This is a genomic window from Bradyrhizobium oligotrophicum (assembly GCF_051168495.1).
Lineage (GTDB): Bacteria > Pseudomonadota > Alphaproteobacteria > Rhizobiales > Xanthobacteraceae > Bradyrhizobium > Bradyrhizobium oligotrophicum_A.
This window is the reverse complement of the sequence record NZ_JBNPVB010000011.1, coordinates 69,770-93,090: the sequence shown is the minus strand read 5'-3', so window position 1 is coordinate 93,090 and position 23,321 is coordinate 69,770. Positions and strand designations below refer to the sequence as shown.

20 protein-coding genes are annotated in these 23,321 nt (G+C 65.9%); 4 read left to right on the top strand and 16 right to left on the bottom strand.

Features of this window, described 5'->3' with window-relative positions; translation table 11 throughout:
- Positions 1-3: 3 nt before the first annotated feature.
- Positions 4-933, bottom strand: a complete 930-nt coding sequence (locus ACQR1B_RS21075) for a LysR substrate-binding domain-containing protein (protein ID WP_434833471.1) — start codon at positions 931-933, stop codon at positions 4-6.
- Positions 934-1,048: 115 nt separating this feature from the next.
- Here ACQR1B_RS21075 and katG point away from each other — a divergent pair, with 115 nt between their 5' ends.
- Positions 1,049-3,229, top strand: coding sequence for a catalase/peroxidase HPI (gene katG / locus ACQR1B_RS21070; protein WP_434833470.1), 2,181 nt, complete (start codon positions 1,049-1,051; stop codon positions 3,227-3,229).
- Between the two features lie 301 nt (positions 3,230-3,530).
- Here the strand turns inward: katG and ACQR1B_RS21065 are convergent, their stop codons facing one another.
- Both ACQR1B_RS21065 and ACQR1B_RS21060 read right to left on the bottom strand, forming a co-directional pair.
- The gene (locus tag ACQR1B_RS21065) at positions 3,531-4,661 is read right to left on the bottom strand and encodes a hypothetical protein (RefSeq protein ID WP_434833469.1); all 1,131 of its coding nucleotides are present in this window, start codon (positions 4,659-4,661) and stop codon (positions 3,531-3,533) included.
- Positions 4,662-4,766: 105 nt separating this feature from the next.
- Positions 4,767-5,582 carry a lytic murein transglycosylase gene (locus ACQR1B_RS21060; protein ID WP_434833468.1) on the bottom strand — a complete coding sequence of 272 codons (816 nt, stop codon included), beginning with the start codon at positions 5,580-5,582 and terminating at the stop codon, positions 4,767-4,769.
- Between the two features lie 317 nt (positions 5,583-5,899).
- Here ACQR1B_RS21060 and ACQR1B_RS21055 point away from each other — a divergent pair, with 317 nt between their 5' ends.
- Both ACQR1B_RS21055 and ACQR1B_RS21050 read left to right on the top strand, forming a co-directional pair.
- On the top strand, positions 5,900-7,063 hold the full coding sequence (locus ACQR1B_RS21055) for a patatin-like phospholipase family protein (RefSeq protein ID WP_434833467.1): 1,164 nt from the start codon (positions 5,900-5,902) through the stop codon (positions 7,061-7,063).
- Between the two features lie 129 nt (positions 7,064-7,192).
- Positions 7,193-7,792, top strand: coding sequence for a PepSY domain-containing protein (locus ACQR1B_RS21050; RefSeq protein ID WP_434871311.1), 600 nt, complete (start codon positions 7,193-7,195; stop codon positions 7,790-7,792).
- 45 nt (positions 7,793-7,837) lie between these two features.
- On the opposite strand, the gene ACQR1B_RS21045 is transcribed toward ACQR1B_RS21050, so the two are convergent.
- The 9 genes from ACQR1B_RS21045 to ACQR1B_RS21005 all read right to left on the bottom strand — a co-directional run bounded on the left by ACQR1B_RS21045 (position 7,838) and on the right by ACQR1B_RS21005 (position 17,621).
- Positions 7,838-8,530: a TetR/AcrR family transcriptional regulator gene (locus ACQR1B_RS21045; protein ID WP_434833465.1), complete on the bottom strand. Its 693-nt coding sequence runs from the start codon at positions 8,528-8,530 to the stop codon at positions 7,838-7,840.
- 166 nt (positions 8,531-8,696) lie between these two features.
- Complete coding sequence (locus ACQR1B_RS21040) at positions 8,697-9,419, bottom strand: HAD-IA family hydrolase (RefSeq protein WP_434833464.1); 723 nt, start codon at positions 9,417-9,419, stop codon at positions 8,697-8,699.
- The gene (cbbX, locus tag ACQR1B_RS21035; RefSeq protein WP_434833610.1) at positions 9,416-10,348 is read right to left on the bottom strand and encodes a CbbX protein; all 933 of its coding nucleotides are present in this window, start codon (positions 10,346-10,348) and stop codon (positions 9,416-9,418) included. Before cbbX ends, ACQR1B_RS21040 begins: the two co-directional genes overlap by 4 nt.
- A gap of 171 nt (positions 10,349-10,519) precedes the next feature.
- The gene (locus tag ACQR1B_RS21030) at positions 10,520-10,936 is read right to left on the bottom strand and encodes a ribulose bisphosphate carboxylase small subunit (RefSeq protein WP_434833463.1); all 417 of its coding nucleotides are present in this window, start codon (positions 10,934-10,936) and stop codon (positions 10,520-10,522) included.
- A 74-nt stretch (positions 10,937-11,010) separates the two neighbouring features.
- Entirely contained in the window at positions 11,011-12,471 is a 1,461-nt protein-coding gene (locus ACQR1B_RS21025; RefSeq protein ID WP_434833462.1) for a form I ribulose bisphosphate carboxylase large subunit, read from the bottom strand.
- A 35-nt stretch (positions 12,472-12,506) separates the two neighbouring features.
- A complete protein-coding gene (fba, locus tag ACQR1B_RS21020) occupies positions 12,507-13,589 on the bottom strand; it encodes a class II fructose-bisphosphate aldolase (protein WP_434833461.1) in 1,083 nt (360 codons plus the stop codon).
- A gap of 43 nt (positions 13,590-13,632) precedes the next feature.
- A complete protein-coding gene (gene tkt / locus ACQR1B_RS21015) occupies positions 13,633-15,660 on the bottom strand; it encodes a transketolase (protein ID WP_434833460.1) in 2,028 nt (675 codons plus the stop codon).
- The gene (locus ACQR1B_RS21010) at positions 15,657-16,532 is read right to left on the bottom strand and encodes a phosphoribulokinase (RefSeq protein WP_434833459.1); all 876 of its coding nucleotides are present in this window, start codon (positions 16,530-16,532) and stop codon (positions 15,657-15,659) included. The genes tkt and ACQR1B_RS21010 overlap by 4 nt, the downstream gene beginning before the upstream one ends.
- Before the next feature lie 36 nt (positions 16,533-16,568).
- Positions 16,569-17,621: a class 1 fructose-bisphosphatase gene (locus ACQR1B_RS21005; RefSeq protein WP_434833458.1), complete on the bottom strand. Its 1,053-nt coding sequence runs from the start codon at positions 17,619-17,621 to the stop codon at positions 16,569-16,571.
- Positions 17,622-17,767: 146 nt separating this feature from the next.
- Between ACQR1B_RS21005 and ACQR1B_RS21000 the strand changes: the two genes are divergently transcribed.
- The gene (locus ACQR1B_RS21000; protein ID WP_434833457.1) at positions 17,768-18,688 is read left to right on the top strand and encodes a LysR family transcriptional regulator; all 921 of its coding nucleotides are present in this window, start codon (positions 17,768-17,770) and stop codon (positions 18,686-18,688) included.
- A gap of 45 nt (positions 18,689-18,733) precedes the next feature.
- On the opposite strand, the gene bchJ is transcribed toward ACQR1B_RS21000, so the two are convergent.
- From bchJ to puhE, 4 genes are all read right to left on the bottom strand, one after another.
- Positions 18,734-19,375: a bacteriochlorophyll 4-vinyl reductase gene (gene bchJ, locus ACQR1B_RS20995; RefSeq protein ID WP_434833456.1), complete on the bottom strand. Its 642-nt coding sequence runs from the start codon at positions 19,373-19,375 to the stop codon at positions 18,734-18,736.
- 1 nt (position 19,376) lies between these two features.
- A complete protein-coding gene (bchE, locus tag ACQR1B_RS20990; protein ID WP_434833455.1) occupies positions 19,377-20,981 on the bottom strand; it encodes a magnesium-protoporphyrin IX monomethyl ester anaerobic oxidative cyclase in 1,605 nt (534 codons plus the stop codon).
- Positions 20,982-21,076: 95 nt separating this feature from the next.
- A complete protein-coding gene (gene hemA / locus ACQR1B_RS20985; RefSeq protein ID WP_434833454.1) occupies positions 21,077-22,288 on the bottom strand; it encodes a 5-aminolevulinate synthase in 1,212 nt (403 codons plus the stop codon).
- Positions 22,285-23,319, bottom strand: coding sequence for a putative photosynthetic complex assembly protein PuhE (gene puhE / locus ACQR1B_RS20980; protein WP_434833453.1), 1,035 nt, complete (start codon positions 23,317-23,319; stop codon positions 22,285-22,287). The genes hemA and puhE overlap by 4 nt, the downstream gene beginning before the upstream one ends.
- Between the last annotated feature and the right edge of the window lie 2 nt (positions 23,320-23,321).

Sequence of the window (23,321 nt, the reverse complement as noted above, 5' to 3'; positions counted from 1 at the left end):
TCGTCAGCCGCGCCGCTTGCGCACCTGCCCCGCCGCGGCCTGCTTGCGCAGGCTCTCCGCCGCGCCGCCGACGATCTCAGAGATCTGCATGAGCTGCTTGGCGAGGGGGCTGGTCTTGCGCCAGACCATGCCGATGGTGCGCTGCGGCTGCGGCTCGGCGAAACGCGCCAGCGAGACCGATGCGGAGCGCGTCTCGACGCCGACGGCCATCTCCGGAATGAGCGTCACGCCCATGCCGGCGCCGACCATCTGCACCAAGGTCGAGAGCGAGGAGGCATCGAGCATCTCGCGCGGCGCCTGCATGTTGCAGAACGACAGCGCCTGATCGCGGAAGCAATGCCCCTCCTCCAGCAGCAGCAGCCGCATCTCGCGCAGGCTCTCGCTGCTCGGCACGTCAGCGCCTTCATATTCGGGCGGGCGCACCAGCAGGAAGTTTTCCGAGAACAATCCGACCTCGGTCAGCGACGGCTCCGACACCGGAAGTGCGACGATCGCGGCATCGAGCCGGCCCTCGACCAGTTCCTCGATCAGCTTCGGCGTCTTGGACTCGCGCACATGGATGTCGATCTCGGGATGCTTGCGCGTCAGGTCGCCGATCACCTTGGGCACGAGATAGGGCGCCACCGTCGGGATCATGCCGAGCCGCAGCCGCCCGGTGAGCTTGTCGCGCGAGGCGCGGGCGAAATCGGCGAGCTCGTCGACGGAACGCAGGATCTCGCGCACCCGTTCGGCAAGCTGCTCGCCGAACCGCGTCAGCACCACCTGGCGCGCATTGCGCTCCAGCAGCACGCCGCCGAGCGCCTCCTCCATCTCCTTGATCTGCATCGACAGCGCCGGCTGCGAGATCGCGCAGGCCTCCGCGGCGCGGCCGAAATGGCCGAGACGGGCCAGCGCGTCGAAATAGCGAAGCTGCCGCATCGTCAGGTGTATCATCAGATTAACTTATCGTGACAATCACCAAAGTCAATTTCCCCTGATCAATCTGGGCGCGTAGGGTCCCGCCGCCCACCCCAGGGGGAAACAATGCCGATCAAGTCAGGAGGCAAACATGGATGACGTCAGCAAGTGCCCGTTTTCGGGCGGCTTGAAGGGATTTTCGAACAAGGATTGGTGGCCGAACCAGCTCAATCTGTCGGTCCTGCACCAGCATTCGAGGCTCTCCGATCCGTTCGGTGAGGCGTTCGATTACTCCAAGGAATTCAAGAGCCTCGATCTCGATGCCGTGATCAAGGACCTGCACGCGCTGATGACGGATTCGCAGGACTGGTGGCCGGCCGATTTCGGTCATTACGGCCCGCTGTTCATCCGCATGGCCTGGCACGCCGCAGGCACCTATCGCATCGGCGACGGCCGCGGCGGCGCCGGCACCGGTCAGCAGCGCTTTGCGCCGCTGAACAGCTGGCCTGACAACGCCAACCTCGACAAGGCGCGCCGCCTGCTGTGGCCGATCAAGCAGAAATACGGCCAGAAGATCTCCTGGGCCGACCTGTTCGTGCTCACCGGCAACGTCGCGCTGGAATCGATGGGCTTCAAGACCTTCGGCTTCGGCGGCGGCCGCGCCGACACCTGGGAGCCGGAGCAGGACATCTATTGGGGCCCCGAGGGCAAGTGGCTCGCCGACGAGCGCTACAGCGGCGATCGCGAGCTCGCCGGCTCGCTGGCGGCCGTGCAGATGGGCCTGATCTACGTCAACCCGGAAGGTCCGAACGGCAACCCCGACCCGGTCGCTGCCGCGCGCGACATCCGCGAAACGTTCGGCCGCATGGCGATGGACGACGAGGAGACGGTGGCGCTGATCGCCGGTGGTCACACCTTCGGCAAGACCCATGGCGCCGGTGATGCCTCGCTGGTCGGTGCCGAGCCGGAAGGCGCCGACATCGCGCAGCAGGGCCTCGGCTGGGCCAGCAAATATGCGTCGGGCAAGGGTGGCGACACCATCACCTCGGGTCTCGAGGTGATCTGGACGTCGTCGCCGACCAAGTGGAGCAACAACTTCTTCTGGAACCTGTTCGGCTATGAATGGGAGCTGACCAAGAGCCCGGCGGGCGCGCATCAGTGGACGCCGAAGGGCGGCGCTGGTGCCGGCACCGTGCCGGATGCGCATGACAAGTCCAAGCGCCATGCGCCGTCGATGCTGACCACCGACCTCGCGCTGCGCTTCGACCCGGCCTACGAGAAGATCTCGCGCCGCTTCCTGGAGAACCCGGATCAGTTCGCCGACGCCTTCGCCCGCGCCTGGTTCAAGCTGACCCACCGCGACATGGGCCCGAAGGTGCGCTACCTCGGCCCGCTGGTGCCGAAGGAAGACCTGATCTGGCAGGATCCGGTGCCGGCGCTCGATCATCCGGTCGTCGACGACAAGGACGTCGCGGCGCTGAAGGCGAAGATCCTCGCCTCGGGGCTGAAGGTCGCGCAGCTCGTCTCGACCGCCTGGGCCTCGGCCTCGACCTTCCGCGGCTCGGACAAGCGCGGCGGCGCCAATGGCGCGCGCATTCGCCTCGCTCCGCAGAAGGACTGGGAGGTCAACAACCCGGCTGAACTCACCAAGGTGCTGTCGACACTCGAAGGCATCCAGAAGGAGTTCAACGCAGCGGCCGGCGGGGCTAAGAAGATCTCGCTCGCCGACCTGATCGTGCTCGCCGGCAATGCCGGCGTCGAAGCGGCGGCCAAGAAGGCCGGCGTCGAGGTGACCGTGCCGTTCGCGCCCGGCCGCACCGATGCCTCGCAGGAGCAGACAGACGTCGAGTCGTTTTCGGTGCTCGAACCGAAATATGACGGCTTCCGCAACTATCTCGGCGGCAAGCAGTGGCTGTCGGGCGAGGAGCTCTTGGTCGACAAGGCCCAGTTGCTCACGCTGACCGCGCCGGAGATGACCGTGCTGGTCGGCGGCCTGCGCGTGCTCGGCGCCAACGCGGGCGGCTCCAAGCACGGTGTCTTCACCGCGCAGCCGGAGACGCTCTCGAACGACTTCTTCGCCAACCTGCTCGACATGGGCGTGGCCTGGACACCAGTCGATCAGGGCGAGCATACGTTCGAGGGCCGCGACCGCAAGTCCGGCGCCGTCAAGTGGACGGCCACCCGCGCCGACCTGATCTTCGGCTCGCACTCGCAGCTGCGCGCGCTCGCCGAGGTCTATGCGAGCTCGGATGCCAAGCAGAAGTTCGTCAAGGATTTCGTCGCCGCCTGGACCAAGGTGATGAACCTCGACCGGTTCGAACTGAAGGCGTAAGGCCTCTTCACCTCGACTAAACACGAGCAGCGAGGGCGGCGTTTCACCGAAACGCCGCCCTCTTGTTGACTAGACCAGGCGACCGCTTCCGACGTCCTGGCACATGGATCATGGGACCCCGGCTGTCGTCGTCCTCCGGCCGGCCGGATGACAGGCTCCGGCGGACGATCCAGTACGCCGTGACACCTCGGTGAATCTCTTCTGCCACGGAGTACTGGATGCCCCGCTTTCGCGGAGCATGACAGCGGTGAAGACGGCGAGAGCTCGACCCGGAAGCAACCGGTTCCAAGGAAACGCTCGTCTAGATCAGCGGTTGCCGTTTGAGCGAATCGAGGCGCTCGATAAATCTCCGCTTGCTGTCGTGCCTGATGCGGATCGCAGCGATGTGTCGTTCGAACGCCGCCATCTGCTTCGTCTGATGCGCGAGCGCACGCAGATCGGAAATCAGGGCAGCGGCTGCATCGTAGCCGGACGGGTTGCGGCGCTCGATCTCGGTCTCGACCTGCTTCCAAACCGCGTCACCGCGGCTCTCCAGTGTCTTCAACCTCAACTGACATTCGCTCTTCTCCTGCTCCATCCGGTGTTTGCGCTTGGCTTCCGCCGCGGCAGCCTCGATTGCCTCGCGGGCGGCGGCAATCTCGCCGGCACGCGCCCGCAGCGAAGCGGCCGAGCGCTGTCCATCGGACCGGGCAACGGGGTTGCGGAAACGACGCCGCAGCTCGGCCGCGACGCCGCCATCGCCCTCGACCACCCGCAGCAACAGCTCGATCTTCTCCGAATTCGGCAGCGCATCGATCTGCCCGCGGAGGTCGGCCTGCGACGGCTTGACGGCAGCCGCCTGCCGTTCGGCCGCGGCCTGCACCAGGTCCGGATCGATCAGCAGAAAATCGGCGAGGCTGTCGAGCGCTCCGGTCACCGGACCGATCCCGGGCAGCGGCTCCAGCGCATCGTCGGGCACGAGCTCGGCCTGAACGGCCATCAGCCAGAGCAGATAAAACGGCCTCAGATCGCCATCGAGAAGATCGGTGCGAAGCGGCGCGAGCGCCGCCATCCACCTCGATCCATCGTCCTCGTAGTCGTCGGATTCGAAATCATAGAGGTTGATGTCGACGATGACGTCGTCGCCTGATGCGATAATTTCGACGCAATCGAGCGGCCCCAGGAACGGAGCCGCGTCCGACGGCTCCAACGCCGCCCTGGGCAGGCGGATCATGAAACGCCGGGCGTTGTAATTGGCGACGTAGACGTGCAGGTCGAACCAGCGCCGCATCATGTCGCGCGGATCGGCTTTGAGATCGCCCCACTCGTAGTGATTGGTGAAGCTCGAACCGGTGATTCGGGCCCTCGACGAGATGACGCGCAGCTGCTCGCGTGCCGCGGCATCGAGAACACGGTCGATGGCCAGAAACTCGTAGTACTGATATTCGCTCATGAGGGCGCCGGTTGCGGTAACGGGATGAGCAAACCTGACCGCAGGGGTGGCTATAGTCCATCCCCTGCGTCCGGATCCCTTCGATCAATCCACAACCAGTAGGACCTACCGCTCCGCGGCCGAGCCGCCGCCGTCGATCTGGCGGCCCATCAGCGCGATCGCCTTCTGATAGACGCCGGCGGCGTTCCAGGCCTCGATGGCGACGAAGTTCGGCTCGCCCGGCTGATAGCCGGCGCCCGCCTTCCAGCCATTGGCGCGCAGGAAGTTCGCGGTCGAAGCCAGCGCATTGGCGGCGACGTCGAGATTGCCGGTGCCATAGGCGAGAATGTTCTTCGGCATGAACTGGGTCTGCCCGACCTCGCCATGCATCGAGCCGCGCGTGCTGCCCGAGAGCACGCCGCGGTCGATCAGCTTCAGCGCGGCATAGAGCTGCTCGGTGAAGAACTCCGGCCGGCGGCAGTCATAGGCCAAGGTCGCGATCGACGACAGCATGTGCTGATTGCCGCGCTGGCTGCCGAAGCCGCTCTCCATGCCCCAGATCGCGATCAAGGGTCCGGGCGGCACGCCGTAACGCTGCTCGATCGAGGCGAACATCGCCGCCTGCGACTGCTTGAGCTGACGGCCGCGCGCGACGATCGTCACAGCGCCGCGCTTGGCGAGGAACTGATCGAGCGACAGCGAAAAGCTGCGCTGGCCGCGATCGGCGGCGATCGTGGCCGAGGCGTAATTGGTCTGCATCAGCGCTGCGATCGCGGTGCCGCCGACGCCCTTGGACCTCGCCTCCTCGCCGAACTCGCGCTTCCACGCCTCGAACCCCGCCGGCGACGAGCCGCACTGCGCCGCCTGCGCATGGCCGCCGCAGGCCGCGAGCAGCGCCGCGACAATGAAGGTGAAAGTGATCATGGCCCGGCGCCTGGTCATCGATGCTCCTGTGATGGCGTCCTCTCGCACGCGGCCTGCATCATTGCCCCGGCGCGACATCGGACGACGCTGACGCGGCAATATCGGCCGCCCTGGTTGACGCTGACAACGTATCGGAAACGGGAAAGAAGTCATAGCCGGTCGACGTCGCGACGATCACCAGGGAACCAGCACCTCTGACGCCCACAACGTGCCGCGCGGGTTCCAGTCCGCGCCCCTCCCGCAATCGTGATGCGCGCGCCCGCATCCGATTCATTCCTGCTTGATCAAATCGAATAAATAATACTATACGGTTCCGTTTAATGCAGGGGTGAGATGTGCGATCGCGTTTGGCAAGGGCGGCCGGTATTCGGGCCGCGGTCTTTGGTCTCGGCCTCCTGCTCGGCGGCTGCGCGTCGGTTCAGCGCGCGACCTATTCGGCCGACGATGCGAAGCGCGCCACGATCGACGGCTTCCGCAGCGTCCGGATGTGGGCCGATGCGCCGGCCGAGAGCTTCGATACGTCCGCGTTCAAGCCGCAGCCGCAGCCCAACAAGCCGTTCGCCTATCTCGCGCTGTCGGGAGGCGGTGGCGACGGGGCCTACGGCGCCGGCGTCCTGAACGGCTGGAGCGAGAGCGGCGCGCGTCCCGAATTCACCATCGTCTCGGGCGTCAGCACCGGCGCCCTGATCGCGCCCTTCGCCTTCCTCGGACCGGCCTACGACCCGACCTTGAAGGAGATGTATACCAGCGGACTGGCGAGTTCGTTCGCCGCCTCCCCCAATGCGCTCGGGGCGGTGTTCGGCTCGTCGATCTTCGACGGCCAGCCGCTGCGCGAGGCGATCGGGCACTACACGACGCCGGCCCTGCTGGAGGCCATCGCCAAGGAGCACGCCAAGGGACGCCGGCTGTTCGTCGTGACCACCGATCTGGATGCGGGGCGGCCGGTGCTGTGGAACATGGGCGAGATCGCCTCGGCGCGGACGCCACGGGCGCTGGAGCTGTTCCGGCAGGTCCTGACCGCATCGGCCAGCGTGCCGGTCGCGTTTCCGCCGGCGCTGATCGCCGCCTCCTCGGACGGCAAGGCCATCGAGGAGATGCATGTCGACGGCGGCGTCTCGACCCAGGTGTTCACGTTTCCGGATCGCCTGCTGATGCAGCCTGGATCATCGCGGCGCATGGCGTCGCCGAAGCCCGCCATCTACATCATCATGAACGGCCGGACCTCGATCGATTTCCAGCCGGTCGAGAACAGCACCAAGGCGATCGCCATCCGCTCGCTGGGCATGAAGAGCAAGCGCGAGATCCAGGGCTATCTGTCGGCCACCCATCAGTTCGCCAGGCACAACGGGATGGCGTTCAACATGACCGCCATCGACCAGTCCGTCCCCGAGGCCCAGGGCGTCGGCTTCGATACCGACTACATGCGCGCGCTCTATTCGCTCGGCTATGACGCCGCGCGCTCCGGCCGCTTCTGGGTCCAGACACCTCCGGTGCCGTGACCTTGACAAATGATGGGCAGCGAATTATAAAACGATACGGTTTAGTTCTTAACGTGCGATTTTGATATCGGCCCTCACCTGGCCGGGCGACATTCGGAGTGGCCCATGACCCGTTCCATGACACGTTACATGACACACAATGCCGTTCTCGCCCTGATGCTGTCTTGCTGGACGGCGGTGCCGGTTGCCGCGGTTGCCAACATCGTCGATGCGCAGATCCCTGCCCGCGCCGCCACCGAGGCACCATCCTCGGATGATCCGGCCCTGAGCCAGGACGCGGTCGAGCGCGAACTCGACCGCTTCCATCGCACCGAAGTGTCGTTGAATCAGGCCCTGCGGATCGCGGAGAAGATTCATCCGGGGTCGAAAACCGCGGACATCAGCTTCGAGGGTGGGCTCGACGTTCCCGTCTACAAGGTCCGCACCCTGCAGAGCGGCCAGATCTGGGAGTCCGACATCGACGGCGCGACCGCCAAGGTGCTGAACAGCGTCCTGTTCTCGAGCGTCGAGGGCCTCAGCGAAAGCGACCGCAACAGCCTGGCTGCGCTCGACGCCGTGACGCTCAAGATGTCGGATGCCATCAAGATCGCGGAACGATCCGCCGCAGGCCGGGCGATCAGCGGCGGCCTCGTCAGCAAGGACGGCAAGCTGGCCTTCATCGTCGTCGTGGTCTGCGGCAAGGATCTCAAACAGGTGACGCTCGAACCGACCTCGCTGCGACGGCGCTGAAGCCGCCGGCGCGCTCTGCGTGCGGGCAATCTCAGATGCGCGGCATCATGTCCGGGCATGCAGAGCGAGGAAGACCTTGACGCGCTCGCGGACGAAGGCGGGCATCTCCTTGCGAATGGTCTTTTCCTTCATTCCCATCAGCGCGCGCATCATCAGCGGCAGCACGATCAGGTCGATGAAGATGTCGGCGGACGCCTCCGACGCCTTCGACGGCGTGCGCCTGGATGACGCTCCGGAGGCCGCGATCGTATCGGCGAGCAGCACCGCGACCGCATGGGTCGACCGCCGTCGCGAGACCTCGTGAAACTGGCAGCTGAGATCGGGAAAGCGGTAGGCTTCTCCGATCGTCACCCGCAGCAGTCCGAGAGATTCCTTCAGGGCGCGGTCGACGATGGTCATTGCCAGCCCGGCCAGCTTTTCCTGCACGGTGCCGGCCGGCGACGTGTAGGAGCCGAAATTCATCAATTCGCCGATCGAGCGTTCGACGATGGCGGCAAACAATGCCGGCTTGCCGGAATAGCGTGCATAGATGGTGGGTTTGGAGGCCGGCGCCCGTTCGGCGATCTCATCGATGCTGGCGCCGTCGAAGCCGCGCTCCAGGAATACCTCGCGCGCCGCGTCCAGGATCCGCTCCTCGATGTTGCCGGCCAATGCCTTCGGCGGCCGGCCGACCCGGCCGCGCAACGCGACCGTGCGCGCGACCTCACTCCGTTTAACCTTGGCCTGCGTACGGGCCATACTCCACGACCTCGACTCGACGTGTGTGCAAGTCGTCAAGGGATTACACGTTCTCAGCAGAACGGCAAGAGAACCGCACCTGAGAAGCAGCCATGCGCACGTTAGCCATGCGCACTTTGGTGTACATAATCCGTCATGCAGAAATCGATCGAACCATCAAAACACCTCAGGCGACCAGTTCGGCGAGATCGTCGAGCACCGCGAGCGCGCCGTCGAAAGTGTCGTCATGAAAATAAAGGCTGCGCGTGATGAGCACGGGGACGCCTGCGCGCGTCGCGGCCATCAGCCCGTTACCGGAGTCCTCGATCGCGATGCAGCTCGCCGCGGGCAGATCGAGCTGTGACAACACCTCCAGATAGACGTCTGGGGCCGGCTTCTTGCGTGCGACATCGTCGGCCGCGACGACAGCGGCAAATTTCGTCTCCCAATCCTCACCCAGCACGGGCGCCAGCAGTGCGTCGATATTGACGCGCGTGGTCGTCGTCGCGATGGCGACCCGTTGCGCCCGCGCCCAGGCGGCATCGAGCAGCGCGCGGACCCCCGGTCGCAACGGACATCCCTTGTCGGACATAATCGCGGCAAACCGCTCCGTCTTGATGCGATGAAGCCTGGCAATCACCGCATCGCTCAAGGGCGGACCGGAGCGCCGCATCTGGTCGAAGGCGCGGATGCGCTCCTTGCCGCCGGCGACGCGCAGCAGGTCCTTGTAGATGCGGCGGCCCCAATGCCAGTCGACGCCGCCCGCAATGAAAGCCTCGTTGAAGGCCTCGCGATGGATTTCCTCGGTTTCCGCGAGCGTACCGTCGACATCGAGGATCAGCGCGCCGGCGTCGGCGATGCGGCGGCGGAGATCGTCCAGCGGCGCGTTCTGCGCCAGCGCGAGACTCATGACGACGCCTCCGTCTTCGGCGCCGCTTGCGCGAATACACGGCTCGCCAGCACGTCGCTGGCTTCGATCGACATCACGTCCTCCGGGGTCAGCACCCGATCGAGCCGCGACACCAGACGGTTGGCCTGGCGCAGCCGCACCCGATCCAGCGCATTGCGGATCGAGCGCGCGTTGGAGAACAACGGCTGGCCCCGCCGGACCGCGATGTACTTCTCGAACGCCGTGCGCGCCTCCGGCGTGAACCGGTAGTTCTGCCCCTCCAGCATCATCTCGGCGATCGTCAGCAGCTCGCCTTCCGAATAATCGGGGAAATCGATGTGATGGGCGATGCGCGAGCGGAAGCCGGGATTGCTCTGGAAGAACTTCTCCATCCGGTCGGCATAGCCGGCCAGGATCACCACCAGGTCCTCGCGCTGCGACTCCATGATCTGCAGCAGGATCTCGATCGACTCCTGGCCGTAGTCGCGCTCGTTCTCGGGACGATAGAGATAATAGGCCTCGTCGATGAACAGGACGCCGCCCATCGCCTTCTTCAGCACCTCCTTCGTCTTCGGCGCGGTATGGCCGATATATTGGCCGACGAGATCGTCGCGGGTGACGCTGATGACGTGGCCGCGGCGGACGAAGCCCAGCCGGTGCAGGATACCGGCCATCCGCAGCGCGACCGTGGTCTTGCCGGTGCCGGGATTGCCGGTGAACGACATGTGCAGGGTCGGAAACGTCGTCGCCAGCCCCATCTTGCGGCGGATCCGCTCCATCATCAGCAGCGAGGCGATCTCGCGGATCCGCGTCTTCACCGGCGCGAGCCCGACCAGCTCACGGTCGAGCTGCTCCAGCACGGGGGCGATCTCGACGCTCTCGAACTCGCGGCGCAGGTCGATGGTATCGACCGGCGTCGCCTCGGTGGTGTCCGCCTGCGTGGCCTGCATCATGGGCTGGTGCTCCGCTTGCCGAAGTTCGCACACGCTGGCGGCAGCTCCTCTGCGAACTCCGGCAAGCAGGGGATACCGTCAAATCGGACCGGTCATTGCGGCAGTATCAGTGACGAAGTCTCCGCAGCGGTCGACCGACCGGCGGAGACTCCGACCGAGCGGCACGGACTAGTAGCGTTCGCCTTCGGGGCGTTCGACGGCATAGGACCGCGTTGAATAACGCTGATTGCGCCCAACGGTTTCCTGCCGGTCGAGCCGGAAGCCCGGCTCGTTCTTCGGGCGGTTGACGATGAAGGAGAGCCGGGTCGACTCCCAGCCATGGGTGGAATCGAAGGCCGAGACCCGGATATAGCGGTCGCCATAGATCTTCCGGCATTCGGCCAGTTCGCGCATGATGCCGGCGGCATCGCGCAGGTCGAACATCGGCAGGCCCCACATCTCCCAATAGGTGTTGCGGGGATGCGGATCGTCGGTGAACTCGATGTTCACCGCCCATCCCTTTTCGAGGCAATACTGGACCTGAGCCGTGATCTGATCATCGGTCAGATCGGGCAGGAACGAAAAGCAGCCTTGTGTCACGCGCATGTTGATGTCTCCTGATTGGCCCAGCCGGGCGGGCCGGTGTCCGGCCCGCATCGCGGCGGCGCATCGACCGAGGTTTAGGCGGCGGGGGTGACGGTCGGCACGAAGTCCGGCGAGTCCGTCGATTCGTAGTTGAAGGTGACGTCCTTCCAGATCTCCAGCGCCTCGCGCAGCGGCGTGCAGGTCTGCGCCGCCTTGGCCAGGATCTCCGGGCCCTCATGCACGTAGTCACGGCCCTCGTTGCGGGCGAGGATCATCGCTTCCAGCGCGACGCGGTTGGCCGTGGCGCCGGCCGCGATGCCGCGCGGATGGCCGATGGTGCCGCCGCCGAACTGCAGCACGACGTCCTCGCCGAGCAGGTCGAGCAGCTGGTGCATCTGGCCGGCATGGATGCCGCCGGACGCCACCGGCATCAGCTTGTTCAGGCTCGCCCACGGCTGGTCGAAGAACACGCCGTGCTCGAGCCGCATCGGATTGAAGTCCTCGCGGCAGATGTCGTAGTAGCCGCGCGTCGTGTTGGGATCGCCTTCGAGCTTGCCGACCACGGTGCCGGCATGGATATGGTCGACGCCGGCGAGCCGCATCCACTTGGCGATGACGCGGAACGAGACGCCATGCGAGCGCTGCCGCGTGTAGGTCGAGTGGCCCGCGCGGTGCAGATGCAGGATCATGTCGTGGCGGCGCGCCCACTTCGCCATCGACTGGATGGCGGTATAGCCGATCACGAGGTCGATCATGATGATGTTGGAGCCGAGTTCCTTGGCGAACTCGGCACGCTCGTACATGTCCTCCATCGTCGCCGCGGTGACGTTGAGATAGGTGCCCTTGATCTCGCCGGTCGCCGCCTGCGCCTTGTTCACCGCCTCCATGCAATACAGGAAGCGCTCGCGCCAGTGCATGAAGGGCTGCGAGTTGATGTTCTCGTCGTCCTTGGTGAAGTCGAGGCCGCCCTTGAGCGCCTCGTAGACCACGCGGCCGTAGTTGCGCCCGGACAGGCCGAGCTTCGGCTTGACGGTGGCGCCCAGCAGCGGCCGGCCGAACTTGTCGAGCCGCTCGCGCTCGACGACGATACCGGTCGCCGGGCCCTGGAACGTCTTCACATAGGCCACCGGCAGCCGCATGTCCTCGAGCCGCAGCGCCTTCAGCGGCTTGAAGCCGAACACGTTGCCGATGATCGAGGCCGTGAGGTTGGAGATCGAGCCCGGCTCGAACAGGTCGAGATCATAGGCGATGTAGGCGAAGTAGCTGCCCGGCGAGCCCGGCACCGGCTCGACGCGGTAGCACTTGGCGCGATACTTCTCGGCCGCCGTCAGCCGGTCGGTCCACACCACGGTCCAGGTCGCGGTCGAGGATTCGCCGGCCACTGCGGCGCAGGCCTCAGTCGGATCGACGCCGTCCTGCGGCGTGACGCGGAACAGCGCGATCACGTCGGTGTCCTTGGGCTGATAGGACGGCTCCCAATAGCCCATGCGCTTGTATTCCATCACGCCGGACTTGTAGCGATCCTTGCCGCGCACCGTGATCGATGGGTCGTTCATGTGTTTCTCCTCGATTTTCGTTGTGGCCGTTGACGTCACGCAGCTTCAGTCATTCCCCCAATTCGCGGGTCGAGCGCGCCGGAGCGATAGCGCTTGGCCATCTCCGCGAGCGGGATGACCCTGATCCTGGACGCATTGCCGGAGGCGCCGAACTGCTCGAAGCGCTCACGGCACAGGTCACGCATCGAATCCATCGCCGGCTTCAGGAACTTGCGCGGATCGAACTCGCTCCTGGACTGGGTGCCGACCTTGCGGAAGATCGCCGTCATCGCCAGCCGGCAGTCGGTATCGATGTTGACCTTGCGGACGCCGTGGCGGATGCCGCGCACGATCTCCTCGACCGGCACGCCCCAGGTCTGCGGCATCTCGCCGCCGAACTGGTTGAACATGTCCTGCAGCGACTGCGGCACCGAGGACGAGCCGTGCATGACCAAGTGAGTATTCGGCAGCCGGCGATGGATCTCCTCGATCACGTTCATGGCGAGGATGTCGCCGTCCGGCTGGCGCGAGAACTTGTAGGCGCCGTGCGAGGTGCCCATCGCGATCGCCAGCGCGTCGACCTTGGTGGCGCGGACGAAGTCGACCGCCTGGTCGGGATCGGTCAGCAGCTGGTCGCGGCTGACCGTGCCTTCGAGGCCGTGACCATCCTCCTGCTCGCCGCCGCCATGCTCGAGCGAGCCGAGCACGCCAAGCTCGCCCTCGACCGAGGCGCCGACCCAATGCGCCATGTCTGTGACGCGGCGGGTGATGTCGACGTTGTAGTCGTAGTCGGCCGCGGTCTTGGCGTCGGCCTTGAGCGAGCCGTCCATCATCACCGAGGTGAAGCCGTATTTGATGGCGGTCGCGCAGGTCGCCTCGTCGTTGCCGTGGTCCTGATGCAGGCAGAGCGGGATCTGCGGATACATCTCCTCCAGCGCGTCGATCATCTTCGACAGCATGATGTCGCCGGCATAGGAGCGCGCGCCGCGGGAGGCCTGGATGATCACGGGCGCGTCGACCGCCGCGGCCGCCTCCATGATCGCGAGCCCCTGCTCCATGTTGTTGATGTTGAAAGCCGGCACGCCGTAGCCGCGCTCGGCAGCATGGTCCAGCAATTGTCTGAGCGTGATCCGCGCCATGTTCGTCTCCGTCCCTCTCTTGCGTGTTCTGGTCCGTGCGCCGTCAGGAAACGCGCGCCCGGATGATGTTGCGCATCGCCGCGTCGGCCACCGCCGCGGGCGTGATGCCGAATTCGCGATACAGCACCTCGGCCGGCGCCGAGGCGCCGAAGCCGTGCATGCCGACGAACTCGCCGGCATCGCCGAGCCAGCGTGCCCAGTCACCCTCGATCGCAGCCTCAACGCCGATGCGCGGCGCCTGGCCCAAAACTTTCGCGCGATAGTCCGCGGGCTGCTGCCGGAACAGTTCGAAGCACGGCGCCGACACCACGGCGGCGCGCACATGCTCGGCCGCCAGCAGCTTCGCCGCCTCGAGCGCAATCGCCACCTCCGAACCCGTCGCGATCAGCGTGACGTCGCGGCCGGCTTCGGGCTCGACGATGACATAGGCGCCGAGCGCCACCTGGTTATGATCCGGCGCCTCGGTGCGGAACGCCGGCAACGCCTGGCGCGACAGGCACAGCACCGAGGGCGAGGTCTCGGCGCGCAACGCGCAATCCCAGGCCTCCGCCGTCTCGACTGCGTCCGCGGGGCGGAACACCAGCAGATTGGGAATGGCGCGCAGGCTCGCGACATGCTCCACCGGCTGATGCGTCGGGCCGTCCTCGCCGAGGCCGATGGAATCGTGCGTCATGACGTGGATGACGCGGATGCCCATCAAGGCCGCCAACCGGATCGCCGGCCGGTTGTAGTCGGCGAACGCCAGGAACGTGCCGCCATAGGGAATGAAGCCGCCATGCAGCGCGATGCCGTTCATGGCCGCGGCCATCGCGTGCTCGCGCACGCCGTAATGGATGTAGTTGCCGTCCATCGTCGCCGGCGTGACCGATTTGTGCGTCTTCGCCTTGGTCAGGTTGGAATGGGTCAGGTCCGCCGAGCCGCCGAGCAGGTTGGGCAGCACCGTCGCAATAACGTCGATGACGTTCTGCGAGGCCTGGCGGGTCGCGATCTTCGGACGCTCGGCGCTGAGCTGGGCGATGAACTGCGCCATGCGCTCGGTGTAGGCGGCCGGCAGCTTCTTGTTCAGCGCGTCATGACATGGCGACCGGTCGGAGGTGGAGCGTTTGCGCGCGCGCTCCTTCCAGGCCTCGCGCACGCTGCGGCCGCGCGCGCCGATTTCGCGCCAGCTCACCAGCACGTCGGCGGGGATCTCGAAGGGACGGTGCGGCCAATGCAGGGCGGCGCGGGTCTTCTCGACCTCCTCCGGCCCGAGCGGCGCGCCATGCGCCTTCTCCGAGCCTTGCCGTCCGGGGGAGCCGAAGCCGATCGTGGTCCGGCACGCAATCATGCTGGGCCGGTCGCTCTGCCGGGCCGCGGCGATCGCCGCTTCGATGGCTTCGGGATCATGACCGTCGATACGGCTGGTCGCCCAGCCCGAGGCCGCGAAGCGCGCGAGCTGATCGTCCGAGCAGGCAAGATTGGTCGAGCCGTCGATCGAGATGCCGTTGTCGTCGAACAGCACGATCAGCCGGTTGAGCCGGAGGTGCCCGGCGAGCGAGATCGCCTCGTGGCTGATGCCTTCCATCAGGCAGCCGTCGCCGGCGATCACATAAGTATAATGGTCGACGAGATCGTCGCCATAGCGCGCGTTCATCAGACGCTCGGCGAGCGCCATGCCCACCGCCGTCGCGATGCCCTGTCCGAGCGGACCGGTCGTGGTCTCGACACCGGGCGTGTGACCATATTCCGGATGTCCCGGCGTCTTGGCGCCCCACTGCCGGAACCGCTTGATCTCGTCGATCGTGACCGCCTCGTAGCCGGTCAGATGCAGCAGCGCATAGAGCAGCATCGAGCCGTGACCGGCCGACAGGATGAATCGGTCGCGATCGGGCCAGGCGGGATCGGCCGGATCGAACTTCAGGAAGCGCTGATACAAGACAGTCGCAACGTCAGCCATGCCCATTGGCATGCCCGGATGGCCCGACTTGGCCTTCTCGACGGCGTCGATGGCGAGGAAGCGGATGGCATTGGCCATCTCGGCATGGCTGGGATCGGTCTTGGTGGCCAGCGTTTGCACGGCGGTGGCGGTCATAGCGTGCGCCTCTTTCGGTCCATCAGTTGCATGATCATGGGGGTGAGGATGAGCTGCATCGCGATGTCCAGCTTCGAGCCGTGGATCACGATCGAATTGGCACGCGACATGAAGCTGCCCTGGATCATGGAGAGCAGATACGGGAAGTCGATGCCGCGCGGATTCTTGAGGCGGATCACGACCATCGATTCGTCGGGCGTCGGAATCCAGCGCGCGATGAACGGATTGGACGTGTCGACCGTCGGCACGCGCTGGAAGTTGATGTCGGTCTCCGAAAACTGCGGGATGATGTAATTCACGTAGTCGGGCATGCGCCGCAGGATGGTGTCGGTGACCGCCTCGGTCGTGTAGCCGCGCGAGGCGCGGTCGCGGTGCAGCTTCTGGATCCATTCGAGATTCATCACCGGCACTACGCCGATCTTCAGGTCGGCGTGCTGGGCGATGTTGACCGTTTCGGTGACGACCGCGCCGTGAAGGCCTTCGTAGAACAGAAGATCGGAATCCGCCGGCAGCTCCGTCCATTCGGTGAAGTTGCCGGGCCTGGTGTCGTAGAGCCGCGCCTCCTCCTCGTCGTGCACGTAATGGCGGGTCTTGCCGGTGCCGGTCGAGGAATAGTCGCTGAACGTCTTCTCGAGCTCCTCGAACAGGTTGGTGTCGGGGCTGAAATGGCTGAAGTGCTTGTTGCCGCGCTCGGCCTCCTCGACCATCTTGCGGCGCATCTCCTCGCGATTGTAGCGATGGAAGGCGTCGCCCTCGATATAGGCGGCCTTGACGTTCTCGCGGCGGAAGATGTTCTCGAAGGTCCGCTTGACCGACGTGGTGCCGGCGCCAGACGAGCCGGTGATCGAAATGATGGGATGACGACGTGACATGGACGTTCTCCGGAAGGCGCGCTCGGCAGGGCCGGCTCAGCGGAACAGGCCGCGCCGCGCAAACAAGGGCGCATCGCTGGTCTCGAACAGCGGCTCGACGCCCTCATGCAGCTGGTCGATATCGCGAACCAGGCGGACATCGCCCATGATCAGCGGCGCGCGCTGATGCGGCGAACGCGCCGACAGTTCGAGGATGCGCGAGCGGCCGCTGGACGCAGAGCCGCCGGCCCATTCCATGATCAGCGCCATCGGATGCGCCTCGTAGATCAGCCGCAGCCGGCCCTCGCGATAGCCGGGGCGCGCGTCGGCCGGATAGAGGAACACGCCGCCGCGCATCAGGATGCGATAGGCCTCGGCGACCAGCGAGGCGACCCAACGCATGTTGAAATCGCGGCCGCGCGGGCCCGCGGCGCCCGACAGGCACTCGTCGACATAATTGCGGACGGTGCCGCTCCAGTGCCGGCGGTTGGAGGCGTTGATGGCGAACTCCGGCGTATCCTGCGGGATGCGGATGGCCGCCTTGGCGAGAATGAATTCGTGCAAGGTCGGATGCAGCACATACAGGTCGACGCGGCGATCGATCGCGAGCACGAGGCAGGTCTGCGGGCCGTAGACGAAGAAGCCGGCGGCGCGCTGCACCGTGCCGGGCTCGAAGAAGCTGGAGAGGACGTCGCGGCCGCGCGGCCGGATCGAGAAGATGGTGCCGACCGAGATGTTGTTCTGAAGATTTGAGGAGCCGTCGAGCGGATCGATCGCGACGCACAATGGGGCAGCAGCATTGACCGTTTCCGGGAGGTCGACCTCTTCGGAGAGGATGCCGGCCACCGGCGACCGCCGCAACGCGTCCCGCATCAGATTGTCGGCCACGATATCGAGCGCCTTCTGGATATCGCCGTCGGCGTTCACGGTGGCCGCACCTTCGTCGACGCCCGACAGCGGCGCGACCGCGATCTGCCGCGCGAGATCGCGCGCAGCGTCGGCGAGCGCCTCGACGACCGCAGCGCAGTCGGCATCGGCCTGTTGCGACGCGAGATGAGCCTGCAATGTCTGATGATCGGTCGGATGGTTCATGGTCAACTCCCTTGCCATCAGCTCCTCTGAAGGGAACTTGATGAAGCCCCACGAAGGCGTCGTGCTGCATGGCCATCAACACTCGAATTGCACGATTAGGGAAATTTCATTATCTTTGGATCGACCAAAGTTTTCCTTATGAGAACGATCTCACCGAGGGTTCCATGAACCGGCACTTCGCTCGCGATCTTACCATCCGTCAGCTTCGCGCGCTGGTCGCCGTGCAAAACTCCGGATCCGTGACGTCCGCCGCGAGCCGCCTGAACCTCACCCAGCCTGCCGTGACCCTGCAGATTCGCAATCTTCAGGAGCTCGCCGGGCTGCCGCTGATCCAGCGCACCACGGACGGCATGATCCTGACGGAAGCCGGACGCAGCGTGCTCGCGCTCGCCGAACGCGTCGAGGCCGCCTTGCAGGATTGCGAGCAGGCGCTCGACATTCTCGCCGGCCGCAGCGGCGGCCGCGTCGCGATCGGCGCCGTCAGCACTGCGAAATATTTCGTGCCGTTCGCGATCGCGGAATTCTCGCGGCGGCATCCCAAGATCGACGTCACGTTGCGGATCGGCAACCGCGACAGCCTCCGCGAGGCGCTCAGAGGCTATGATCTCGACATCGCCATCATGGGCCGGCCGCCGGCCGACATTCCGGTCGATATGCGGCCGTTCGGCAAGCACCCGCACGTCATCATCGCTCCGGCCGGCCACCGCCTCGCCCGCCGCAAGCGGATCGCAGCCGAAGACCTCGCAAGCGAAGTGTTCATCACCCGCGAACCAGGCTCGGGGACTCGGCTGCTGATGGAGAGCTTCTTCGACAAGCACGGCCTGCGTCCGAAGACCAGCATGGAGATGGACAGCAACGAGACCATCAAGCAGGCGGTCATCGCCGGCCTCGGCATCGCCTTCATCTCGCAGCACACGGTGGCGCACGAGCTCAGCGAAGGACGGCTGGTCACGTTGAAGGTCGCCGGCCTGCCGATCATCCGCCAATGGCACGCGGTGCGGCGCGCCGACAAGCTGCTGCTGCCGCCGGCACAGGCGATGCTGGACTTCTTCGGCAAGGAGGGCGCGCGCTTCCTGCCGGGCTGAAAGCGCCCGAAGTCGTGACGACGCGGCTTCCGGGATGGCGCCGCCTCACCAGGCGATTTCGAACCGGCAGGCGGAGGCGCCCGTCGCCTCGCAACTGATCTCACGCGCCTGCGCCTGCGAATGCACGAGCGTCTTGAACAGCGTCGCGAAGGTCGCGGTGTAGAAGTCGCAGATGGCATGATCGGCGCGATGCCCGCGACACAGCGGGCAATGACTGATCTCATAGATGGTCGGTCGCCCAGGGCGCGCGGTGAAGATGCCGGTGCCGGCAAACGTCCAGGCATGGGCCGAGATGGCGCGCGACAAGACGCGGCCCGCCAGCCGGGCTGGCAGCACACGAAGCACGCGCTGGGCCGCGCGGGGAATGCGATGCGCGAGCAGATAGGCGGCGGTCAGCTGCCCGGCCCGGGTGCTGACGGCACGGGCCGTGTCGTCGTCGAGCACGGCGCGGAGCGCGTCGTGCAGGCGCATCACCTCGGCTTCGTCGACCATCTCGGCCGGCGGCGCCGCGAGATAGGTCTCGAGCCGCGCGGCCGCGAATACGCGACGCGCGATGTCCTCGCCGAGCCGCAGACGCAAAGCCTCAGCGGTCTGGATGATGGCATTGGGGCCGATGCGACCGGCCGCGTGCTTCGAGGCGGCGGCCGCGCGCGGCTGCTGCAAGGTCTGGGCCCGCGTGCCGTGCATCTCAATGCACCCTGGCTTCGGCCTCTTCGCTCATCTGCTCGGTGCCGCCGCCGCAGGCCATCAGTTGCGCCTGCTGTGGTCCGGTCAGCTTGCGATTGTGGCTCGTCTTCCATTCGACGGTGCCGGGGTCGGCGCGCTTGCGCGAGGCGTCGAAGCCGAAATCGACCTTGCCCTTGGACTGCGGCCCCCAATAATTGACGCGGCCGAGGTCGTAGAACTTGCGCTCGAAGCCGGACTTCAGGAACGCCTTGAGACAGCCGAGCAGATAACGGCGGCGCTCGCCGGAGCCGGCCCATGGATAGGAGAACAGCGCCTTGTGCATGTAGAAGCGGCGATAGTTGTTCATGACGCCGTCAAGCAGCTCGCCGCGGTCCATCGCGTCCGGCTTCATGATCGGCGTGACGAAATTGTACTTCTCATAGTCGAAGATCTCGACCTTGTCGCCGAGGTCGCGGAACAGGTCCGAGAACGGCCAGGGCGTGTACATCGCCCAATTTGCGAGATCCGGCTTCCAGTCGCGCGCCATCTGGTAGGTCTCCTCCAGGGTCTCGCGGGTCTCGTTCTCGAGCCCGACGATGAACTGGGCCTCGACCACGATGCCGGCATCGCGCAGCAACTGGATCGCCTTCTTGTTCTGCGCGACCGTGGTCTCCTTGTTGAAGCGGTCGAGCTTCATCTGCGCCGCGGCTTCCGTGCCCAGCGAGACGTGGATCAGGCCGGCCTTGCGATACAGCGGCAGCAGCGCTTCGTCGCGCAGGATGTCGGTGACGCGGGTGTTGATGCCCCAGAGAATCTTGAGGTCGCGGCGGATCAGCTCCTCGCAGAACGCCACGAACTTCTTCTTGTTGATGGTCGGCTCCTCGTCGGCGAGGATGAAAAAGCCGACGTCGTGCTCGCGCATCAATGTCTCGATCTCGTCGACCACCTTCTTCGGGTCGCGGATGCGATAGTCGCGCCAGAACTTCCATTGCGAGCAGAAGCTGCAGGTGAACGGGCAGCCGCGCGCCATGTTGGGGATGGCGACGCGCTTGTTCATCGGAATGTAGATGTATTTGCTCCATTCGAGCACGCTCCAGTCGGGCGTGATCGCATCGAGATTCTTCACCGTCGGCGCCGCCACGGTCGCAACGACCTCGGTGCCGTCGCGATAAGCGATGCCCTTGATGCTGCGGCGATCATTGGCCCAGCGGCCGTCCTCGCGGGCGCGCATCAAATCGACGATGATCTCCTCGCCCTCGCCGCGCACGATGGCGTCGATCCACGGCGCTTCCGTCAGCACCTGCTGATACATGAAGGTCGCATGGATGCCGCCGAGCACGGTCAGCGCCTGCGGGTGCTCCTCCTTGGCGATCTCCAGCAGCCGCTCGGCCTTGTAGATCGAGGGCGTGATCGCGGTGCAGCCGATCACGTCGGGCTTCTCGGCGCGCAGGATGGCGCGGACCTGATCCTCGGACAGATCGTTGGTCATCGCGTCGATGAAGCGCAAATCGGCGAAGCCCGCGGCCTTCAGCGCGCCGCAGATGTAGGCCGCCCATGCGGGCGGCCAGTTGCCGGCGATCTCGGCGCCGCCGGAGTGATAATTCGGATGCAGCAACAAGATCCGCACAGCGTCCTCCCCCGATTATCAATTGTCAATCCATCTTAACGTCAAGACAGATTTACAAATTGATCCGGATCAAACGCCGCGCGAAAAGTCGGCCGTCAGGCCGCCTGCGCGAGCCCCATCTCGGCCCAGATCTCCGACAGCGCCGACACCAGATGCTCGATGTCCTGATCGCTGTGATAGGGCGAGGGCGTGATGCGCAGCCGCTCGGTGCCGCGCGGCACGGTCGGGTAGTTGATGGGCTGTACATAGATGCCGTAGCGATCGAGCAGGATATCGCTGATCTGCTTGCAGCGCACGGGGTCGCGCACCATCACCGGCACGATGTGGCTGGGATTGTCGAGGTGGCTGACGCCCGCTTCGTCCAGCCGGCGGCGCAGCCGCGCCACGCGATCCTGGTGCCGCGCGCGCTCGATGCCGCTGGCCTTGAGATGGCGGATGCTGGTGAGAGCGCCGGCGGCCACGGCCGGCGGCAGCGAGCTCGAGAAGATGAAGCCGGAGGCGAAGCTGCGCACGAAGTCGCAGACCGTGTTCGAGGCCGTGATGTAGCCGCCGATGACGCCGAACGCCTTGGCCAGGGTGCCCTCGATGACGGTCAGCCGGTCCGCGACGCCGTCGCGCTCGGAGATGCCGCCGCCGCGCGGGCCGTACAGGCCGACGGCATGGACCTCGTCGAGATAGGTCATCGCGTTGTAGTCGTCGGCGACGTCGCAGATATCGGAGATCGGCGAGATGTCGCCGTCCATCGAGTACACGCTCTCGAACGCGACCAGCTTCGGCACCTTCGGATCGAGATCGGACAGCTTGTCTCGGAGATCGGCGACGTCGTTGTGGCGCCAGATCCGGGTCTCGCAGCGGCTGTGGCGGATGCCCTCGATCATCGAGGCGTGGTTGAGCTCGTCGGACAGGATCACGCAGCCGGGCATGCGTGCGGCCAGGGTCGACAGCGAGGTCCAGTTCGAGACATAGCCGGAGTTGAACAGCAGCGCGGCCTGCTTGCCGTGGAGATCGGCAAGCTCGTCCTCGAGCAGGATGTGATAGTGGTTGGTGCCGCTGATGTTGCGGGTGCCGCCGGCGCCGGCGCCGCAGCGGTCGAGCGCCTCGTGCATCGCCTCCAGCACCTTCGGGTGCTGGCCCATGCCGAGATAGTCGTTGGAGCACCACACCGAAACGTCGCGCTCGCCATGCGGCCCGCGATAGGTCGCGATCGGGAAGGCGCCCGCCTTGCGCTCGAGATCGGCGAACACGCGATAGCGTCCTTCGCGCCTAAGACCGTCGAGCTGGCGGCGGAAATAGTCTTCGTAGTTCATGGGACTCCCCCCTGTGCTGTCGTGTTCGGATCGACCGGCGTCGTGACCGACACTGCGGCCAGTCCAGACATGGTTTGCGCCTGGGCCTCGGCGCGGGCCTGGCGGTAGGCCTGGCGGAACTGCTCCTCCAGCCGCTGCCGCGCCAAAGCCGCGGCGGTCTTCTGCGCCGACACCGGACGCTCCGCCTGTGGCGTAGCCGGCACGATGGTGAGCATCGGCCGCGCCAGCGGCGTGACGGGCACGGGCACCGGCGCCACAGCCACGGTCGCAACGGCGGGCTCGACCGGTGCGCTCCAGCGCCACAGATTGATCACCGGCATCGGCAGCGCCATGAAGCCGTGTTCGAGCAGGCCGAGCGCGATCAGCGATGCCAGCAGCGACAGCGCCACGCCGTCGAACGAGGATTTTGCACCGAGCGCGGCGGCGGCGACCAGCACGGTCGCAGCGGTCGCGGCGGCAAGAGAGAATGGAAACAGCAGGTTGATGGACTTCTTCGCGAAATAGCTGCGCATGAAGCGCACCTGTTGCGGCAGCAGCTCGTCGTTCAGGGTGCGGACGCCGAGAAACAGATTGATCTTGGCGCTCTGCCGGAGCACCAGCAGCGCGGCGAAGGTCCACCAGCTCAGACGGTTGGGCGCGCCCGAGGTCACCGCGAACACCAGGCCTGCGGTCACGATCAGCGCCAGCTCGTGATAGGCGATCGCCTGCAGCGCGAAACCGATGCGCGAGGCCGGCGTGCAGTCGCGCGGGCACGGCTCGGGGCGCGGCCCGGTGATCCAGCCCGCGAGCAGCGACATCTCCACCGTGCCCCACAGCAGGATCGCGCAGGTGAAGGCGCAATAGGCGCTGGCGTCCTCGGCCGCCTGGCTCGACACCGCGACGCCCGAGAGGGCCGCGACGAAGGCCGCGGCCGTTCCCCATTTGAACGCGGCCGGATAGCGGGCGGCGAGCCCGACCAGCAGCAGCACGGCGCCGGTCGAGAACCACCAGACGAACACGACGTAGGGAATGGCAATCGCGGTCGCGCCCATGT

Coding starts and splice junctions, on each gene's coding strand:
- bchJ (WP_434833456.1), bottom strand. CDS start 19,375: ATGCACGGCACGCGGGCCCAGACCTTGCAGCAGCCGCGCGCGGCCGCC.
- ACQR1B_RS21075 (WP_434833471.1), bottom strand. CDS start 933: ATGATACACCTGACGATGCGGCAGCTTCGCTATTTCGACGCGCTGGCC.
- ACQR1B_RS21050 (WP_434871311.1), top strand. CDS start 7,193: ATGACACACAATGCCGTTCTCGCCCTGATGCTGTCTTGCTGGACGGCG.
- ACQR1B_RS21030 (WP_434833463.1), bottom strand. CDS start 10,936: ATGCGCGTGACACAAGGCTGCTTTTCGTTCCTGCCCGATCTGACCGAT.
- puhE (WP_434833453.1), bottom strand. CDS start 23,319: ATGGGCGCGACCGCGATTGCCATTCCCTACGTCGTGTTCGTCTGGTGG.
- tkt (WP_434833460.1), bottom strand. CDS start 15,660: ATGACCGCCACCGCCGTGCAAACGCTGGCCACCAAGACCGATCCCAGC.
- katG (WP_434833470.1), top strand. CDS start 1,049: ATGGATGACGTCAGCAAGTGCCCGTTTTCGGGCGGCTTGAAGGGATTT.
- ACQR1B_RS21025 (WP_434833462.1), bottom strand. CDS start 12,471: ATGAACGACCCATCGATCACGGTGCGCGGCAAGGATCGCTACAAGTCC.
- ACQR1B_RS21060 (WP_434833468.1), bottom strand. CDS start 5,582: ATGACCAGGCGCCGGGCCATGATCACTTTCACCTTCATTGTCGCGGCG.
- cbbX (WP_434833610.1), bottom strand. CDS start 10,348: ATGCAGGCCACGCAGGCGGACACCACCGAGGCGACGCCGGTCGATACC.
- ACQR1B_RS21010 (WP_434833459.1), bottom strand. CDS start 16,532: ATGTCACGTCGTCATCCCATCATTTCGATCACCGGCTCGTCTGGCGCC.
- hemA (WP_434833454.1), bottom strand. CDS start 22,288: ATGAACTACGAAGACTATTTCCGCCGCCAGCTCGACGGTCTTAGGCGC.
- ACQR1B_RS21040 (WP_434833464.1), bottom strand. CDS start 9,419: ATGAGTCTCGCGCTGGCGCAGAACGCGCCGCTGGACGATCTCCGCCGC.
- ACQR1B_RS21045 (WP_434833465.1), bottom strand. CDS start 8,530: ATGGCCCGTACGCAGGCCAAGGTTAAACGGAGTGAGGTCGCGCGCACG.
- ACQR1B_RS21065 (WP_434833469.1), bottom strand. CDS start 4,661: ATGAGCGAATATCAGTACTACGAGTTTCTGGCCATCGACCGTGTTCTC.
- ACQR1B_RS21000 (WP_434833457.1), top strand. CDS start 17,768: ATGAACCGGCACTTCGCTCGCGATCTTACCATCCGTCAGCTTCGCGCG.
- fba (WP_434833461.1), bottom strand. CDS start 13,589: ATGGCGCGGATCACGCTCAGACAATTGCTGGACCATGCTGCCGAGCGC.
- ACQR1B_RS21005 (WP_434833458.1), bottom strand. CDS start 17,621: ATGGCAAGGGAGTTGACCATGAACCATCCGACCGATCATCAGACATTG.